21 protein-coding genes are annotated in these 16,078 nt (G+C 66.7%); 12 read left to right on the top strand and 9 right to left on the bottom strand.

Annotated elements, in window-relative coordinates; genetic code table 11:
* Positions 1-73 precede the first annotated feature (73 nt).
* From KSS95_RS15160 to KSS95_RS15150, 3 genes are read right to left on the bottom strand one after another with little or no spacing between them, the layout of a single operon-like run.
* Positions 74-625: an ATP-dependent Clp protease proteolytic subunit gene (locus tag KSS95_RS15160; protein WP_217847894.1), complete on the bottom strand. Its 552-nt coding sequence runs from the start codon at positions 623-625 to the stop codon at positions 74-76.
* A 14-nt stretch (positions 626-639) separates the two neighbouring features.
* Positions 640-1,017 carry a low affinity iron permease family protein gene (locus KSS95_RS15155; protein WP_217847893.1) on the bottom strand — a complete coding sequence of 126 codons (378 nt, stop codon included), beginning with the start codon at positions 1,015-1,017 and terminating at the stop codon, positions 640-642.
* A gap of 11 nt (positions 1,018-1,028) precedes the next feature.
* Positions 1,029-1,166, bottom strand: a complete 138-nt coding sequence (locus KSS95_RS15150; RefSeq protein ID WP_217847892.1) for a hypothetical protein — start codon at positions 1,164-1,166, stop codon at positions 1,029-1,031.
* A gap of 173 nt (positions 1,167-1,339) precedes the next feature.
* On the opposite strand from KSS95_RS15150, the gene KSS95_RS15145 reads away from it, so the two are divergent.
* The 6 genes from KSS95_RS15145 to KSS95_RS15120 are packed head-to-tail and all read left to right on the top strand — an operon-like array spanning position 1,340 to position 6,018.
* The gene (locus KSS95_RS15145) at positions 1,340-2,257 is read left to right on the top strand and encodes a DUF72 domain-containing protein (RefSeq protein ID WP_217847891.1); all 918 of its coding nucleotides are present in this window, start codon (positions 1,340-1,342) and stop codon (positions 2,255-2,257) included.
* Positions 2,254-3,027 carry an endonuclease/exonuclease/phosphatase family protein gene (locus KSS95_RS15140; protein ID WP_217847890.1) on the top strand — a complete coding sequence of 258 codons (774 nt, stop codon included), beginning with the start codon at positions 2,254-2,256 and terminating at the stop codon, positions 3,025-3,027. The genes KSS95_RS15145 and KSS95_RS15140 overlap by 4 nt, the downstream gene beginning before the upstream one ends.
* The gene (clsB, locus tag KSS95_RS15135; RefSeq protein WP_217847889.1) at positions 3,024-4,226 is read left to right on the top strand and encodes a cardiolipin synthase ClsB; all 1,203 of its coding nucleotides are present in this window, start codon (positions 3,024-3,026) and stop codon (positions 4,224-4,226) included. The genes KSS95_RS15140 and clsB overlap by 4 nt, the downstream gene beginning before the upstream one ends.
* Entirely contained in the window at positions 4,226-5,185 is a 960-nt protein-coding gene (locus KSS95_RS15130; protein ID WP_217847888.1) for a lysylphosphatidylglycerol synthase domain-containing protein, read from the top strand. The genes clsB and KSS95_RS15130 overlap by 1 nt, the downstream gene beginning before the upstream one ends.
* 12 nt (positions 5,186-5,197) lie before the next feature.
* Positions 5,198-5,626: a hypothetical protein gene (locus tag KSS95_RS15125; protein WP_217847887.1), complete on the top strand. Its 429-nt coding sequence runs from the start codon at positions 5,198-5,200 to the stop codon at positions 5,624-5,626.
* A gap of 17 nt (positions 5,627-5,643) precedes the next feature.
* Positions 5,644-6,018, top strand: a complete 375-nt coding sequence (locus KSS95_RS15120; protein WP_217847886.1) for a Rho termination factor N-terminal domain-containing protein — start codon at positions 5,644-5,646, stop codon at positions 6,016-6,018.
* A 67-nt stretch (positions 6,019-6,085) separates the two neighbouring features.
* Here the strand turns inward: KSS95_RS15120 and KSS95_RS15115 are convergent, their stop codons facing one another.
* Together KSS95_RS15115 and KSS95_RS15110 are read right to left on the bottom strand one after the other, a co-directional pair.
* Complete coding sequence (locus KSS95_RS15115; RefSeq protein WP_217847885.1) at positions 6,086-6,316, bottom strand: metallothionein; 231 nt, start codon at positions 6,314-6,316, stop codon at positions 6,086-6,088.
* Complete coding sequence (locus tag KSS95_RS15110; RefSeq protein ID WP_217847884.1) at positions 6,316-6,777, bottom strand: phosphotransferase system, HPr-related protein; 462 nt, start codon at positions 6,775-6,777, stop codon at positions 6,316-6,318. Before KSS95_RS15110 ends, KSS95_RS15115 begins: the two co-directional genes overlap by 1 nt.
* Positions 6,778-6,945: 168 nt before the next feature.
* Here KSS95_RS15110 and ligD point away from each other — a divergent pair, with 168 nt between their 5' ends.
* From ligD to KSS95_RS15080, 6 genes are read left to right on the top strand one after another with little or no spacing between them, the layout of a single operon-like run.
* Entirely contained in the window at positions 6,946-9,411 is a 2,466-nt protein-coding gene (gene ligD / locus KSS95_RS15105; protein WP_217847883.1) for a DNA ligase D, read from the top strand.
* A complete protein-coding gene (locus KSS95_RS15100) occupies positions 9,411-9,659 on the top strand; it encodes a hypothetical protein (protein WP_217847882.1) in 249 nt (82 codons plus the stop codon). The genes ligD and KSS95_RS15100 overlap by 1 nt, the downstream gene beginning before the upstream one ends.
* Positions 9,656-10,699: an acyl-CoA dehydrogenase family protein gene (locus KSS95_RS15095; protein ID WP_217847881.1), complete on the top strand. Its 1,044-nt coding sequence runs from the start codon at positions 9,656-9,658 to the stop codon at positions 10,697-10,699. Before KSS95_RS15100 ends, KSS95_RS15095 begins: the two co-directional genes overlap by 4 nt.
* Positions 10,696-11,451: a PIG-L deacetylase family protein gene (locus tag KSS95_RS15090; protein WP_217847880.1), complete on the top strand. Its 756-nt coding sequence runs from the start codon at positions 10,696-10,698 to the stop codon at positions 11,449-11,451. The genes KSS95_RS15095 and KSS95_RS15090 overlap by 4 nt, the downstream gene beginning before the upstream one ends.
* Before the next feature lie 12 nt (positions 11,452-11,463).
* Positions 11,464-12,063 (top strand): class I SAM-dependent methyltransferase, encoded by a 600-nt coding sequence (locus KSS95_RS15085; protein WP_217847879.1) that lies wholly within the window; start codon positions 11,464-11,466, stop codon positions 12,061-12,063.
* Entirely contained in the window at positions 12,060-12,722 is a 663-nt protein-coding gene (locus KSS95_RS15080; RefSeq protein WP_217853993.1) for a glycosyltransferase, read from the top strand. The genes KSS95_RS15085 and KSS95_RS15080 overlap by 4 nt, the downstream gene beginning before the upstream one ends.
* 194 nt (positions 12,723-12,916) lie before the next feature.
* On the opposite strand, the gene ku is transcribed toward KSS95_RS15080, so the two are convergent.
* The 4 genes from ku to KSS95_RS15065 form a co-directional block, all read right to left on the bottom strand.
* Complete coding sequence (gene ku, locus KSS95_RS15075) at positions 12,917-13,741, bottom strand: non-homologous end joining protein Ku (protein WP_217847878.1); 825 nt, start codon at positions 13,739-13,741, stop codon at positions 12,917-12,919.
* Positions 13,742-13,750: 9 nt separating this feature from the next.
* Positions 13,751-13,888 (bottom strand): PSPA7_2676 family Cys-rich small protein, encoded by a 138-nt coding sequence (locus tag KSS95_RS24680; protein ID WP_302467645.1) that lies wholly within the window; start codon positions 13,886-13,888, stop codon positions 13,751-13,753.
* A gap of 82 nt (positions 13,889-13,970) precedes the next feature.
* Positions 13,971-14,876, bottom strand: a complete 906-nt coding sequence (locus KSS95_RS15070) for an SDR family oxidoreductase (RefSeq protein ID WP_217847877.1) — start codon at positions 14,874-14,876, stop codon at positions 13,971-13,973.
* A 97-nt stretch (positions 14,877-14,973) separates the two neighbouring features.
* Complete coding sequence (locus KSS95_RS15065) at positions 14,974-16,074, bottom strand: carboxylate-amine ligase (RefSeq protein ID WP_217847876.1); 1,101 nt, start codon at positions 16,072-16,074, stop codon at positions 14,974-14,976.
* Positions 16,075-16,078 lie beyond the last annotated feature (4 nt).

Raw genomic sequence — 16,078 nt, 5'->3', positions numbered from 1 at the left:
CTGGCTGGCAACGGCTACGCCCTGCCCCGTCCCTTGGTCGCCAGCCTTGCCGGCGAACCCGGCGGCGCACGCCTCAGGCATGCACGCTCCACTGGCAGGCATCCGCCGCGATCGGCACTTCGTCGATGGCCTGGATCATCCCGCTGGCCAGGGCTTCCTTGGGCCCGAGGATGCGCGGATAGGCCATCAGGTAACGCGTGACATCCAGCACCTCGTCGGCGCCCGCGGTGCGCTCGGCGACGATCTGCGCATACAGCCGCAGGTCGTAATCCAGGCTCATGGCGTACTCGGCCATCCGCGCATGGTCAACCGAGCCGTGCAGGGTCCAGTGGAACGGGTGGAACAGGAACTTGCTGCAGGCGCAGGCCGTACGCTGGCTGCCGGCCAGGAACAGGATGTTGCCCATCGACTCGACGGTACCCAGGTTATGGGTATGCACCGGCACCGGCAGCGAGCGCAGGTAGTTGTACAGGGTGAACCCATAACTGCACTCGCCGCCCATGGTGGCGACGTTGATCTGCAGCAGCTCGGCGCCTTGCTGCAACGCCCGTGAACAGGTGTTGATGAGGTTGCCGCAGGTGGCAGAGTTGATCGGGCCGGTGTAATGAATGATATGTCTGGCCATGCCGTCCTCCCAGGTCAGTCGGGGTTATCGCTTGGGTCCGGGGCCTCGTGCTCGCCCATCTGCTGGTAGTGCTTGCGCAGGGCATGCAGCTCGGCCGGGTCCATGTCTTCAAGGTCCAGCAGGGCCTTGTGGGCGCGCTGGGTGGTGCGCAGCAGTTCGTCGATCTTGATGTGCAACACATCGTTGTCGCGGTTCTGGGTGTTCTGGATCAGGAACACCATCAGGAAGGTGATGATGGTGGTCGAGGTATTGATCACCAGTTGCCAGGTGTCGTTGAAGCCGAACAGCGGGCCGCTGACGGCCCAGGTGATGATCAGCAGCAGGGCGCTGGCGAAGGTCAGCGGGCGGCCGCTGACCTTTGCCAGCCATTGGGCAAAACGCTCGAATTTCATGGCCCAGGCCCTCAACCAGGTTGTTGCTGTTCGCCAGGCAGGCCTTCGATGTCGGGGTCGCTTGGCTGAACCTCCGGTTCATCCTGCGGCGTTGGCGCAGGCCGGTCCGGTGGCTCGTCGATCTCATCGCAATCGGTGTCGTCGTTCATTGCGCCGCTCCTCCATTTCGTGCAGCCGGCATGCGGTGGAGGCACGCTTGCCAGGCAAAGTTCCTGCGGACAGTTCCGCTGGGTTGCTCGCCAGCCCGCTCGTCAACAAGGCTGAACCCTCGCTGCCTGCCCCGGGTCGCTACTGATGAGTCCACGAAGCAGTGGGAGACCCCGTGAGCGAGATCCGCATTGGTATTTCCGGTTGGCGCTATGGCCCGTGGCGCAAGGACTTCTACCCCAAGGGCCTGCGCCAGGACGACGAGCTGGCGTTCGCCTCGCGCGCGGTGAACAGCATCGAGATCAACGGCTCGTTCTATGCGCTGCAAACACCCGAGCGCTATCGCCAATGGCATGACCAGACGCCGGAGGACTTTGTCTTCTCCGTCAAGGCGCCGCGCTACATCACCCATGTACGGCGGCTCAAGGACATCGACGAGGCGCTGGCCAACTTCTTCGCCTCCGGGCCGCTGTTGCTGGGCCACAAGCTGGGGCCGTTCCTCTGGCAGTTCCCGCCGTCGATGAAGTTCGATGAACAGCGCTTCGCTGACTTCCTCGCGCGCCTGCCCAAGGACCGGCGGGCCGCTCGCGCCTGCGCTGAACACTGTGCTGAACGCCTCGAGGGCAACGCTGGCAACGCCATCGGCGGCCAGGCTCGGCTGCGCCATGCCGTGGAGATCCGCCACCCAAGCTTTCTCTGCAGCACCTTCGTCAAGCTGCTGCGCAAGCACAAGGTGGCGCTGGTGGTCGCCGACAGCGCGGGCAAATGGCCGTATGCCGAGGACGTTACCGCCGACTTCATCTACATGCGCCTGCATGGCGATGTCGAGCTCTACAGCAGCGGCTACACCGCCAAGGCGCTGCGCCATTGGCGCTTGCGCATCCAGGCCTGGAGCCAGGGAGGCCAGCCCGACGATGCACGGCTGATCGTTGCGCGCCCCCCGGCCAAGCGGGCGTCGCGCGCCGTTTACTGTTATTTCGACAACGACCAGAAGGTGCATGCCCCTTACGACGCCCGGCGCCTGTTGGGCAAGCTGGGACTGGACGGCGAATTGGTCACCGAGCCTGGCGTGGCGCCGGAGGTGCGACTGTGAACCCTACCCTGCCGGCCCCCAGCTGCATCATCGACAAGGTCACCGCGGTACGCCAGCTGACCGTGCTGACGCTCAACGTGCACAAGGGCTTCACCCTGTTCAACCGGCGCTTCATCCTGCCCGAGCTGCGCGAGGCGGTGCGCGCCACCGGGGCCGACCTGGTGTTCCTACAGGAGGTGCATGGCAGCCACCGGCAGCACGCCGAGCGGCACCCGAGCTGGCCGCAGGCGCCACAGTACGAGTTTCTCGCCGACAGCATGTGGCCGCAGTTCGCCTATGGGCGCAACGCGGTCTATCCCCAGGGCGACCACGGCAACGCCTTGTTGTCGAAGTTTCCCATCAGCGCCTATGACAACCTCGATGTGTCAATTCACGGCAACGAGCAGCGCGGCCTGCTGCATTGCCGCCTGGAGGTGCCCGGGCAAACCCAGGTGCACGCCATCTGCGTGCACCTGGGTTTGCGCGAGGCACAGCGGCAACGCCAGGTGGAATTGCTCCTGCAGTTGCTCGACAGGCTGCCGCCGGAGGCGCCGGTGATCGTCGCCGGCGACTTCAACGACTGGCGCCTGAAGGCCAATGCCGTGCTGACCGAGCGCCTGGTCGAGGCTTTCGGCCGACCTGCGCGCAGTTTCCCGGCGCGTTTGCCGCTGCTGCGCCTGGACCGCATCTACCTGCGCAATGCCCAGGCCAGTAGCGCCGGCGTTTTAGCCAAGTACCCCTGGTCGCACCTGTCCGACCACGCGCCCTTGGTGGCGCAGGTGACGCTATGACCGCGCAATGGCTGGACGGCAACCAGGTCGAGCTGCTGGTCAACGGCGAGCAATACTATCCGCGCGTGTTCGCCGCCATCGCCCAGGCCCAGGAGGAAATCCTCCTGGAAACCTTCATCATCTACGACGACAAGGTCGGCCAGCCGTTGCGCCAGGTGCTGATCGACGCTGCTCGCCGTGGCGTGCGGGTGGAAGTGGCGGTGGATGGCTACGGTACGGCCGACCTGGACAATGCCTTCGTGGCGTCGATGACCGAGGCCGGGGTGCACTTCCATGCCTTCGACCCCCAGCCGCGCCTGGTCGGCATGCGCACTAACCTGTTCCGCCGCCTGCACCGCAAGATCCTGGTGATCGACGGCCAGCGGGCGTTCATTGGCGGCATCAACTACAGCGCCGATCACCTCGCCGACTTCGGGCCCCAGGCCAAGCAGGACTACGCCGTCGAGGTCACAGGCCCGGTGGTGGCCCAGGTGCATGCCAGCAGTTGCCGGCTGCTGGCGGCGGTGTTGCGCACGCCCAGCCAGGTCACCCCCCTCACCCGCGCCAGCGGTAGCTGCAGCGCGCTGCTGGCCGTGCGTGACAACCAGCGCCACCGCAATGACATCGAGCAGCACTACTTGCAGGCCTTTCGCCAGGCCCGCGCACGTATCGTCGTGGCCAATGCCTACTTCTTCCCCGGCTACCGCCTGCTGCGCGAGTTGCGCAATGCCGCGCGCCGAGGCGTCGAGGTGACCCTGATTCTCCAGGGCCAACCGGACATGCGCTGGGTGCGGGCACTGTCGCGCCTGCTCTACAACTACCTGCTGCGCGACAACGTGCGTATCCACGAGTACTGCCAACGCCCGCTACACGGCAAGGTGGCGCTGGTGGACGACGAATGGGCCACGGTTGGCTCGAGCAACCTCGATCCGTTGAGCTTGTCGTTCAACCTGGAAGCCAACCTGCTGATCCGCGACCGGGCCTTCAACCAAGGCTTGTACCAACACCTCAGCGAGCTGGCCGCCGGGCAGTGCAAGGTCGTGACGCTCGAGCGCATGGTGCGCGGCTACTGGTGGCGCGCGCCGCTGATCTTCCTGGGGTTTCACATCACCCGCTATTTCCCGCGCATTGCCGGCTGGTTCCCGGCCCACCGCCAGCGCCTCACCTCGCTGCGCCCTGGGGACGAGGCAACGGCCAACTACCACGGAGGCAACAGCTGATGGCAGGCAAACCGTGGCAGGTCTGGGGCAAGCGCCTGCTGACCCTGCTGTTCATCGTGCTGGTGCCGAGCCTGCTGTTGGTGCTGGCGCGCAACCTGGACTGGCAGGACGTGCGCCAATCGCTGCTGGCCTACCAGCCCGCCACCTTGGGCCTGGGCCTGCTGCTGGCCCTGTGCAGCTACCTGGTGTTCGCCAGCTACGACTTGCTGGCGCGGGCCTACACCGGGCATCGGTTGCCGGCGCGCCAGGTACTGCCGGTGGCGTTCGTGTGCTACGCATTCAACCTCAACTTCACCACCTGGGTCGGCGGTGTCGCCCTGCGCTATCGGCTGTACAGCCGCCTGGGCCTGGATACCCCGACCATTACCCGCATCCTCACCCTGGGCCTGTTGACCAACTGGATGGGCTACCTGCTGCTGGCCGGCACGGTGTTCGCCCTGGGCCAGGTCAAGTTACCGGCCAGTTGGGCGCTGGGCGCCGGCGGCCTGCGCCTGGTCGGCGGGCTGATGATCGCCGTGGCGGTGGCCTACCTGTTGGCTTGCGCATTCGCCAGGCGCCGTACCTGGCACCTGCGTGGGCATGAGATCACCCTGCCCTCGCTGCGCCTGGCGCTGTGCCAGGTGGCCTTGGGCGCGAGCAATTGGGCATTGATGGCGGCCCTGATCCACCTGCTGCTGCCGGCCGATTTGTTCTATCCGTCGGTGCTCGGCGTGCTGTTGATCAGTTGCGTGGCCGGCGTGGTCGCCCATATTCCCGCCGGGCTGGGCGTGCTGGAAGCGGTGTTCCTGGCCCTGCTGCATGGCCAGCTCGGGCAAGGCAGCCTGGTCGCGGCGCTGTTGGGCTACCGCACGTTGTACTACCTGATCCCGTTGCTGCTGGCGGTGATCACCTACCTGGTCCTGGAAAAACGCGCCAAGGCCCTGCGCCAGCAGACAAGACCTGCGCCAGATGCGCGCTAAAGGAGATCTGTCATGCGAACGATTCTGCTGTTCAGCCTGCTCGTCGGCCTCGCCGGCGGCCAGGCACAAGCCGCCAGCTGCGACGTCGTCACCCAGTCGTCCAGCGAATCGGTCAAGCCGGTGCAGGGGCATACCTGTTACAGCTTCGGCAACATGCCCGCCGAAGCGATTGCCTGGCCCTGCAGCAACCAAAGCAAGGAAATGCTCAACAGCCGCAAGCGCCCGGTAGAACGCTGCGCCGACGGCAGCGTCGGCAGTTGCATCGCGCCGTTGACCCAGGAAACCCTGGCCAATCCCGACGCGGCCGGCCGTGACGAACCCGCCACGCGCCCCGCCGTCCCCAAGGAGGCGCGGATCATCACCTACTACTACGACACCCCGAGCCTGGGCCAGGCACGCAGCGATTGCCAACGCAACGATGGCATCTGGCAGACCCACTGAACGCAAGGAGAACCCCCATGCCCCGTGGAGACAAAGACAAGTACACCGACAAACAGAAACGCAAGGCTGAACATATCGAGGACAGTTACCAAAGCCAAGGCGTGCCCAAGGACCAGGCCGAGGCGCGGGCCTGGGCCACGGTCAACAAGCAGTCCGGTGGGGGCGAGCGCAAGGGCGGCTCGGGGCAGACCAAAAGCCCTGCTGCCAAGGCCAGGTCGCGCGCCTCCTCGGCGCGTCGCGCGGTGGCCACCAAGCAAGGGCTGGCCCGCCCGGGGCAGCGCCTGGAGGACATGACCGTGGCCCAGTTGCTGGAGCGCGCGCGCCAGCAGGCGATCGCCGGGCGTTCGCGTATGCGCAAGGCAGAATTGATCGAGGCGCTGCGCAAGGGCTGATGGCGTCGGCCCGTTCCCATGAATGCCTGTAAGCATTGCTGGGAACGGGCCTGCCCCGCCCTACCCATCAAGGTGAAATCGGATCACTGGCCGGGAAGGTTTCATCCAGCGCATTGTCGACATTGCGCTCCCTGGGCTGGGTCATCTCGCCGCACTTGCAGTCAGCCATGCGGCAAGGCTCGCCATCGCGGTGGCCCGAGGCGCAGGCCTCGCAGCAATAGGCCTTGCCATCCTGGACCACGGCGTTGGCGTCGACGGTGCAGGAACAGTGGTTGCAGGAACACCTTTGCTCGTTCATCAGTGGTTTCTCCCTTCGTCGTCTTCACGGGATACGTCGTCCGTCCAAGGTCGGCCGTCGAGCGGCGCGGAACGTGCCAGCTCGGCTTCATCGAGGCCGATGCCGCCACCGATCTCATCGGCCTCGACGTGGCGCAGATGCTTGTCTGCCGGGCCACCCAGACCCGGCTCATCGGCATCGCGGGCACCGCTTTGGTCGAACAGGGTGTCGGGGCTCAGGTCGTCGAGGGTGACATTGTCCTCGTGGGCGCTGTCGCTGAGCGCTTCACCGCCGGTCATGCCGCCCTCGGCGACGCGCCGTGGCGGGTAGTCCTGGGCCAGCTCGCGGGCCGGGCGCTGGTCGCCGATCCGGCCCTGGCGCGCGTCGCGGCGCTCGCTGAAATCCAGTTCATGGACGCTGCCCATGCGGTCCTCGGTGTCGTCGATCTCGGCAGCGCTGGTGGGGTCTTTGGGTCTGGCCATGGCAGGTCTCCTTCAGTGGGGCTCATGGCGGTCGACTGCCTTGGTCGGCAAATGATTCAGAGTTTTATCCCGCATGCGCTCGTTACCAGTGCCCGCAGCATTTTTTTGAACTCCGCCCCAGCCCACCCCCTCCCAACCAAGAGACCCGCGAACCGTCCGGAGCCCGCCATGGCCAAGCCCCTGCAGGAGTACCAGCGCAAGCGCGACTTCAACGCCACCCCGGAGCCGGCTGCCAAGCGCAACCGCGCGCGCCGCGCCCATGCCCTGCAGTACTGCATCCAGAAGCACGCTGCCAGCCACCTGCACTACGACTTTCGCCTGGAGCTCGACGGCACCTTGAAAAGCTGGGCCATTCCCAAGGGCCCGTCACTGGACCCCAAGGTGCGTCGGCTGGCGGTGCACGTCGAAGACCATCCGCTGGACTATGCCGACTTCGAAGGCCATATCCCCGAGGGCCACTACGGCGCCGGTGACGTGATCGTCTGGGACCGGGGCATCTGGGAGCCCGAGGGCGACCCGCGCGAGGCCTATGCCAAGGGCAAGCTGCGCTTTCGCCTGCAAGGCGAGAAGCTCTCGGGGGTGTGGAACCTGTTTCGCACTCATCTGGCGGGCAAGAAGGAGCAGTGGATGCTGGTCAAGGCCAACGACCCGCAGGCGCGCAACGAAGCTGACTACCGCATTGTCGACGCCCTGCCCGACAGCGTGCTCAGTGAACGCACCCTGTTGCCGCGGCGCGCCGCCAAGCAGGCGCCCAAGCGCCTCGGCATGGCGCAGGCGCAGGCCCTGCCCGAGCGTCTGCAACCGCAGTTGGCCACCCTGGTGGATTCGCCACCCGGCGGTGACTGGTGCTACGAGGTCAAGTTCGATGGCTACCGGATCATGGCACAGATCGCCGCAGGCAAGGTGCGGTTGTTCACCCGCAATGGCCATGACTGGAGCGCGAAGATGCCGCAGCAAGTCGCGGCGTTGCAGGCGCTGGGCCTGGACTCGGCGTGGCTGGACGGTGAAATGGTGGTGGTCGACGGCAATGGCGTGGCGGATTTCCAGGCCTTGCAGAACGCCTTCGACACCGAACATGACGAACCGATCACCTACTACCTGTTCGACTTGCCCTACCTGGGCGGCCGGGATCTTCGCTCATTACCCGTGCAAGATCGGCGCTGGGCCCTGGAGCGACTGCTCGAGCACAATGCCAGCGAACGGCTGAAGTTTTCCGAAGCCTTCGAGCAGCCGGTCGACTCGCTGCTCGACAGCGCCTGTCGACTAGGCCTGGAGGGGCTGATCGGCAAACGCCTGGGCAGCCCCTACTCAGGCCGGCGCAGCAGCGACTGGATCAAGCTCAAGTGCAAGCAGCGCCAGGAGTTCGTGATCGTCGGCTTCACTGAGCCCAAAGGCAGCCGTACTGGGTTTGGTGCCCTGTTGCTGGCCTTGCATGACCCCGACGGCGGGCAGTTGCGTTATGCCGGCAAGGTGGGCACTGGCTTCAGCGCCACGACCCTGGACACCCTGCATGCGCGCTTGGCCCCCCTGGAAATCAGCCAGCCGGCGTTGCCCAAGCCGCCAACCGGCGCCGAAGCCCGTGGCGTGCACTGGCTCAGGCCGCAATTGCTGGCAGAAGTGGCCTATGCGCAAATGACCCGCGAAGGCATCGTGCGCCATTCGGTGTTCCACGGCCTGCGCGACGACAAACCCGCCACCGCCATCGACCTGGAGCGCGCCATGCCAGCCAAGCAAGCCGCCAAGGCGCCGCTCGACGCGTTGGGCACACTGCGCCTGACCCACCCCGAGCGTGTCATCGACGCCACCTGCGGCGCCACCAAGCGGCAAGTGGCTGCGTACTATGCCCAGGTGGCCGACTGGCTGTTGCCGCAGCTCAAGCACAGGCCGGTGGCCTTGGTGCGGGCGCCGGACGGCCTGGGTGGCGAGCTGTTCTTCCAGAAAAACGCCGGGCAGCTGCCTATTCCCCAGGTTGTCAGCTACACCAAGGCCCAGGCCGGCCAGGCGGCGATGGTGCTCAACCGCGCCGACAGCCTGCTTGGCGCGGTGCAGATGAACATGCTCGAGCTGCACACCTGGAATGCCACCGACAAGGACTTCCAGCGCCCCGACCGTTTCGTCCTGGACCTTGACCCCGATCCTGCGCTGCCATGGAAGGCCATGCTCGAGGCCACCCAGCTGACCCTGGCCTTGCTCGATGAACTGGGCCTGAAGGTGTTTCTCAAGACCAGCGGCGGCAAAGGCATGCACCTGGTGGTGCCACTGACGCGCCGTGCCGGCTGGGACGAAGTGAAAGACTTCAGCCATGCCCTGGTCGAGCACATGGCCGGCCTGTTCCCCGACCGCCTCAGCGCAGTGTCGGGGCCGAAGAACCGGGTGGGGCGGATCTTCATCGACTACCTGCGCAACGGCAAAGGCGCCACCACCGTCGCCGCCTACTCCCTGCGCGCCCGTGAGGGGCTGCCGGTATCGGTGCCGATCTGGCGTGACGAACTGCCCCTGCTCAAGGGCGCCAACCAGTGGAACATCGACAATCTGCGCGAGCGGTTGGCTGAGGTCGACGATCCCTGGGCCGAGATGACCACCACCCGGCAGTCGATCACCCAGCGCATGCGCAAGCAGCTTGGTCTGGCCTGATGGGGCTGCTGCTCGATCTGCTGCAATGGCCGGCGATGCTGCTGACCGTAGCCGCAGCCTGGTGCATCGGCTCGCGGCGGCCATGCCGGCGCCGCGTCGGCTTCTGTTTTTTCATCAGCAGCAATGTGCTGTGGGTGGCCTGGGGCTGGCAGGTACAGGCCTGGGCCCTGATCGTCCTGCAGTTTTGCCTGTGCGCCATGAACCTGCGTGGCTGGAAGAAGAACACCCAAGGGGAACCGAGCCCATGAGCATCGTCCAGGATTTCGACCTGACCCACCTCGACTGCCTGCTGCGGCGCTTCGGCACGCGGCCGCGGGCGCTCGACCTCGATACCCGCCTGCCGGAACTGTTGCAGGCACTGCAGGCCGACCACCTCGACCTGCTGCCCCTGCCCGGCCAAGGCAATACCCTAAAGCGCTGGCAGACCCTGGCGCGCATCGCCGGTTGCGACCTGACCCTGGCCAAGCTCTACGAAGGCCATACCGACGCCTTGGCGATCCTCGCCGAATGTGGCGCCGCACACCTGGCGGCAGACGGCATCTGGGGCATGTGGGCAGCCGAGCCAGCCGACGCCCGGACCCGGATCGTTGGCCGCGAAGGCACGCAGGTACGCCTGCAAGGGCGCAAGGCCTGGTGCTCCGGGGCCCTGCAGATCGACCGGGCGTTGATCACCGCCTGGGACGCCCAGGCGCAATCGCAGTTGGTGGCCATCGAGTTGTCCGACCCTAGCCAACGGATCCAGGCCGATGACTGGCAGGCGGTGGGCATGGGCACCACCACCAGCGTGGCCGTCGAGTTCGACGACTCACCGGGCGTGGCCGTGGGCGCTGCAGGCCAATATTTGTCGCGCCCAGGCTTCTGGCACGGTGGCGCCGGCATCGCCGCCTGCTGGTATGGCGCCGCCGAGGCGCTGGCCGATTACTTGCGCGAGCATTGCCGCAAGCCGCGCGCGGATGTGCACGCCGATGCTCATCTGGGCGCCGTGGACGGTGCCTTGTATGGCGCCCGCGCCGCGCTGCGCGAATGTGCCAGCTGGATCGACCGCCAGCCACGGGCCGATGCCAGCTTCGAGGTGCGCCGTACCCGCGCCCAGGTGGAGCAGGCAGTGGAGCAGGTCATTCGACATGTCGGCCGGGCGCTGGGCGCCACGCCGTATTGCCGCAGCAGCCATTTCGCCCGGCTCAGCGCCGACCTGCCGGTGTTCCTGCGCCAGAGCCATGCCGAGCGTGACCTGGCCGAACTTGGGCGCCAGGTGACCGCAGTGCCCGCGGGGGCCTGGCAGCTATGAGCGAGAACCTGATTCAGGCCAGCCAAGGCACACCGTGGAGCGCCTGGCAGCATAGCGCGCACCTGGCCCGGGCCCGCTGGCTCCGGCCCGAGCAACTGTGCCCGCCAGGCAGGCGCCTGGTGCTGGTGGCACCGCACCCGGACGATGAGGTCCTGATGGCCGGCGGCCTGCTGGCAGGCTTTGGCGGGCGTGAACAGGACCTGGTCATCATCTCGGTCACGGACGGCGAAGGCAGCCACCCAGGCTCCGCGCGCTGGACCGAACATCGCCTGCGCCGCCAGCGCCCGCTGGAGAGCCGCCACGCCCTGCAACAACTGGACCTTGACCTCAGCCGCCTGGAGTGGCGCCGCCTGCACCTGAAGGACGGCGCCCTGCCCCGCGACGAAGCCTTCCTGGTCAACCACCTCAACCAGTTGCTCAAGCCCGACGACCTGCTGCTGAGCACCTGGCGCGGCGATGGTCACTGCGACCATGAAGCGGCAGGGCGCGCCTGTGCCCAGGCGGCCCAGGCGCGCCAGGCGCAACTGGCCGAAGCGCCGGTATGGGCCTGGCACTGGGCGCAGCCGGACGATGCGCGCCTGCCCTGGCCCCAGGCCCAGCGCATCCAGCTCGACGACACCCGCCTGGCACGCAAGCGCCAGGCCCTGGCCGCCCATGCCAGCCAGGTGCAGGCCGACGACGGGCGCCCGCCGGTCCTGGCGCCGCGCTTGCTGGAGTGCCTGCTGCAACCTTTCGAACTGATGTTCTTGTAAAAGGGAATCGCCATGAGCCTCGACGCGCAGTATTTCGCCGACCTGTACGCCAACAATGACGATCCCTGGGCGCTGCGCACCCGCTGGTACGAACGGCGCAAGCGCGAGCTGCTGCTGGCCAGCCTGCCGCGCCAATGCTATGCGCGGCTGTTCGAGCCGGCCTGCGCCAATGGCGAGCTCAGCGTGCTGCTCGCCGAGCGCTGCGCCAGCCTGCTGTGCCAGGACATCGATGCCACCGCGGTGGGCCTGGCGCGCCAGCGTCTGGCCGGGGTCAGCCACGCCAGCGTCGAGCAGGCCCATCTGCCTGGCGATTGGCCCGCTGGGCAGTTCGACCTGATCGTGCTCAGCGAGATCGGCTATTACCTCGACCCCACCGACTGGCGGCAAGTGATCGAACAGTCGGTGGCCAGCCTGACTTACGACGGCGGCCTGCTCGCCTGCCACTGGCGTCACCCTGTCGCTGGCTGCCCACAGGATGGCCGTCAGGTGCATGAGCTACTGGCCAGGCATTTGCCGTTGTACCAGGTGCTGCGCCATGAGGAAGCGGACTTCCTGCTCGAATATTGGTCATGCCAGCCCAGCGTGGTCGATCTGGACGAGACGTGCCCATGATCGCGGTGGTGATCCCCGCGCATAACGAAGCGCGGCGCCTCGGGCATTGCCTCAAGGCGGTGCAGGCGGCCGCCGCACAAGCGGCGTTGACCGGCTTGCAGGTGAACATCCTGGTGGTGCTCGACCGTTGCAGCGATGCCAGCCTGGCCATCGCCCGGCGCCATGGCGTGCGCACGCTGGAGTTGAGCGCAGGCAATGTCGGCATCGCCCGCCGCGCCGGTGCTGCGTTGATGCTCGAGCGCGGCGCGCAGTGGTTGGCCTTCACCGACGCCGACAGCCGTGTGCCCCGCCACTGGCTGCTGTCGCAGCTGCAATGGCGGGCCGATGCGGTGTGCGGCACGGTGCATGTCGAGCGTTGGCAGCCCTGGCACGGCACCGCGTTGCGCCGGCTGTACCAGGAGCGTTACCAGGCACGGGAGGGACACCGGCATATCCACGGCGCCAACCTTGGGGTCTGTGCCAAGGCTTACCAGCGGGTTGGCGGGTTCCAGCCGCTGCCGGCCCATGAAGATGTGCAGTTGGTGCTTGCGCTCGAGGCCGATGGCGCGCAGATCGTCTGGACCGCCCAGCACAGCGTGGCCACCAGCAGCCGCCGGGATAGCCGAGCGCGGCAAGGGTTTGGGGATTACCTGAACGGGTTGCTGGGGCAACTGCCATGAATGCCACCGCGTCGCCCGGTTCGCCAGCAAGGCTGGCTCCTACAGGTATTGCCGGCCAGCACCGTGTTGCCTGGTTCGCCAGCAAGGCTGGCTCCTACAGGTGTTGCAGGCGGTAATCGGTGTAGGAGCCGGCTTGCCGGCGAACACCGGCGCAGCCGGTGCCAGCCACCGCGTTGCCGGTTCGCCTGCAAGGCTCAGGATGCCTTGCGCGGTCGTTTGCTGGCGGGCTTTTTGCCGCTCAGGCTGCGCTTGAGCAGTTCGGTGAGGTCGAGGATGTCCGCGCCCTTCTCGGCCGCGATGCCCTCGCCTTTTTCCACCGTCTCGATCTTGCCTTTGCTGGCCTTTTCCTCGACCAGCTCCAGGATGGTCTGGCGGAAGGCATCGTGGTACTCGTGCGGCGTCCACGGCCCGCTCATGTCCTCGACCAGCTTCCTGGCCATGGCCAGCTCGCGCTTGTCGAGCTTGCTGTCGGTGACGCTCTTGTCCAGTTCCAGCGTCTCCAGGCCACGCACCTCCTCGGGCCAACGCAGGGTGATCATCACCAGCGCATCATCCAGCGGGCGCAGCAGCGCCAGATGCTGGCGGGTATGCAGCACCACGGTCGCCAGCGCCACTTTGCCGGTGCTCTGCAGCGTTTCGCGAAGCAAGGCATACACCTTGCCACCGCGACGCTCCGGGCTCAGGTAGTACGGCGTGTCGAACTGCTGCAAGGGAATCTCCCCGGCCTGGACGAAGGAAAAGATATCGATGGTCTGGGTCGCCTCGGGCCGCGCCTTACGGATCTCCTCTTCGCTGATCACCACGTAGCGCCCTTTCTCATACTCCACGCCCTTGACCACATGCTGCTTGTCGATTTCCTTGCCGGTGACCTTGTTCACGCGCTTGTAGCCCACCGGCTCCATGCTGCGCTTGTCGAGCCAGTCGAAGTCGATGCGCTCGCTGCGCACGGCAGTGTTGAGGGAGACGGGGATATGCACGAGGCCGAAGCTGATCGCGCCTTTCCAGATAGCCCTGGCCATGCTTGGCTCCTATGCGCCCGAAGGTTGCCCGGGCTGGCTGTAGCGCAACGCGCCACAACGTTCACAGCACTGGCAATGCAGCCCAGCAACCTCATCGATGTGCAGGCTGCGCCATTGGCAGCCGCGCAGCAGGCAGACAAGCTTCATCAGCCACCTCCCTGGCCCTGGCGAAGTCGGGCCCTTACTGCAACTGACTACGCGGCGCCCTGAAGGTTTAGTCGCAATTGCCCTACGGCAGTGGGTTACCGCCGGTGACGCCGAACACTTCGCCAGTGATATAGCTCGATTCCTGGCTGGCCAGCAGCACATACAGCGGCGCGCATTCGGCCGGCTGGCCCGGGCGCTTCATCGGCGTGTGGCCACCGAAATCGGGGATTTTCTCCGGCGGTTGGCCACCGCTGGGCTGCAGCACGGTCCAGATCGGCCCAGGCGCCACGGCGTTGACCCGGATGCCGCGCTCGACCACCTGCTTGGCCAAGGCCTTGGTGAAGGCGACGATCGCCGCCTTGGTGGTGGCATAGTCGAGCAAGGTCGCCGAAGGCTGGTACGACTGGATCGACGCGGTGTTGATGATGGTCGCCCCCGCCGGCATCAGCGGCACCGCAGCCTGGCACAGCCAGAACAACGCATAGACGTTGGTCTTGAGGGTGTGGTCGAACTGTTCGTGGCTGATCTGGCCAATGTCCTTGCGCGCCTCCTGCTTGCCCGCGACGTTGACCAGGATATCCAGGCCGCCAAGCTGTTCATGAGCCTGGTCCACCAGTTGGCTGCACAAGCGCGGATCCTTCAGGTCGCCCGGCAGTGGCACCGCCTTGCGCCCTTCGGCCTCGATCAGTTGCACCACTTCACGGGCGTCGCGCTCTTCGCTGGGCAGGTAGTTCAGGGCGATATCGGCGCCTTCGCGGGCAAAGGCGATGGCCACGGCGCGCCCTATTCCCGAATCGGCGCCGGTGATCAAGGCGCGTCGCCGCGCCAGGCGGCCAAAACCCCGGTAGGTGCTTTCGCCGTGGTCAGGCTTGGGTTGCATCTTGGCATCCAGGCCGGGAGCGGCCTGGCCCTGGGCCGGGAATGGCGGATGGGGATACTGGGTCAGGGGATTTTGCAGGCTGTATTGGTCTTGCGGCTTGCTGGACATGGGCCGGCTCCTGGGTGAATGGGCGGGCACCGTGGGCGGGTTGGCCCCGCGCTGGCGCCCTACTGCGTTCGAGGGCAACCTGCCTGCGATGGTTTGTTCAACCTGGCGCGCTCAGCGACAGATGGTCGTCCAGCACCTGCGCCACGACCGCCCCCAGCCCCTGTGCCAAGGCCTCGAGCTGGCGCTCGGCGCTGGTGCCCTCGCGCAGTATCCGCCGGGCGTGCAGCGCCGCGCGCTCGGCATCGACGCTGTCGACCGGATGCTGTGCCAGCAGCTGCGCCAGCCAGCCCTCGGCGGTCACCGGCAACTGCTCGTGCAAACCAATGAAGCTGCCGTGACGGCCATCACGCATGGCCCGCCAGTAGTTTTCCTGGGTGACCCAGCGCCACTCGCGGCTGTTTGGCTGCGGCTCGCTCGCTGGCCGGATGCACTGCTCGACCAGGTGCCGGAACAGCCCGGCGATGGCCAGGGCATCCGCCAGCCGCGGGCAGCCATCGCAGATGCGCAGTTCCACCGTGGGAAAGCGCCGCGACGGGCGTATCGCCCACCAGAAGTCGCCGTCCTCGGCCAGCGTGCCGGTGCGCTGCAGCAGCGCCCGGTAGCGTTGGTAAGCGCTCCAGTCGGCCAGGGGCTCAGGCAGGCCCATGTGCGGCCACTCGCCACAGATCACCCGCCGGTAGCTCATGTAGCCGCTGACCTGCCCACCCCACAACGGCGACGAGGTGCTCAGCAACAAGAACAGCGGCAACCAGTACAGCACGCGGTTGATCACCTGCATGCGGTCGATGCCGGGCGGCACGCCGACATGCACATGCAGGCCGTTGAGCAGGCTGCGCCGGGCCACCAGGCGGTAGTCGTCGAACAGTTGCCGGTAATGCGGCGTAGCGCGTGGCTGCTGGCGCGACCACTGCGCGCCGGGATGGCTGGCCGCGCCATACAGGCCGACGCCCAGGGTGCCCAAGGCCGCGTCCAGCTGCTGGCGACGCTCGGCGAAGAAACCCTGGGCCTGGTGCAAGGTGTCGAACACTGGAGAGACCAGCTCGACCTGGCAGCGGAACATTTCTTCAGCGAAGTGGCCACCGAGGATCTGCCGACAGCGCCGCTCCACCGCCGCCGGTGGCTTGGCCAGCACCCGGCCACTGGCCGCGTCGACCAGCAGGTACTCTTGCTCGATGCCGAAGGTGCAGGGCCGAGCCATGGCC

This window comes from Pseudomonas muyukensis (assembly GCF_019139535.1).
Taxonomy (GTDB): domain Bacteria; phylum Pseudomonadota; class Gammaproteobacteria; order Pseudomonadales; family Pseudomonadaceae; genus Aquipseudomonas; species Aquipseudomonas muyukensis.
This window is presented reverse-complemented; position numbering and strand designations above follow the sequence as displayed.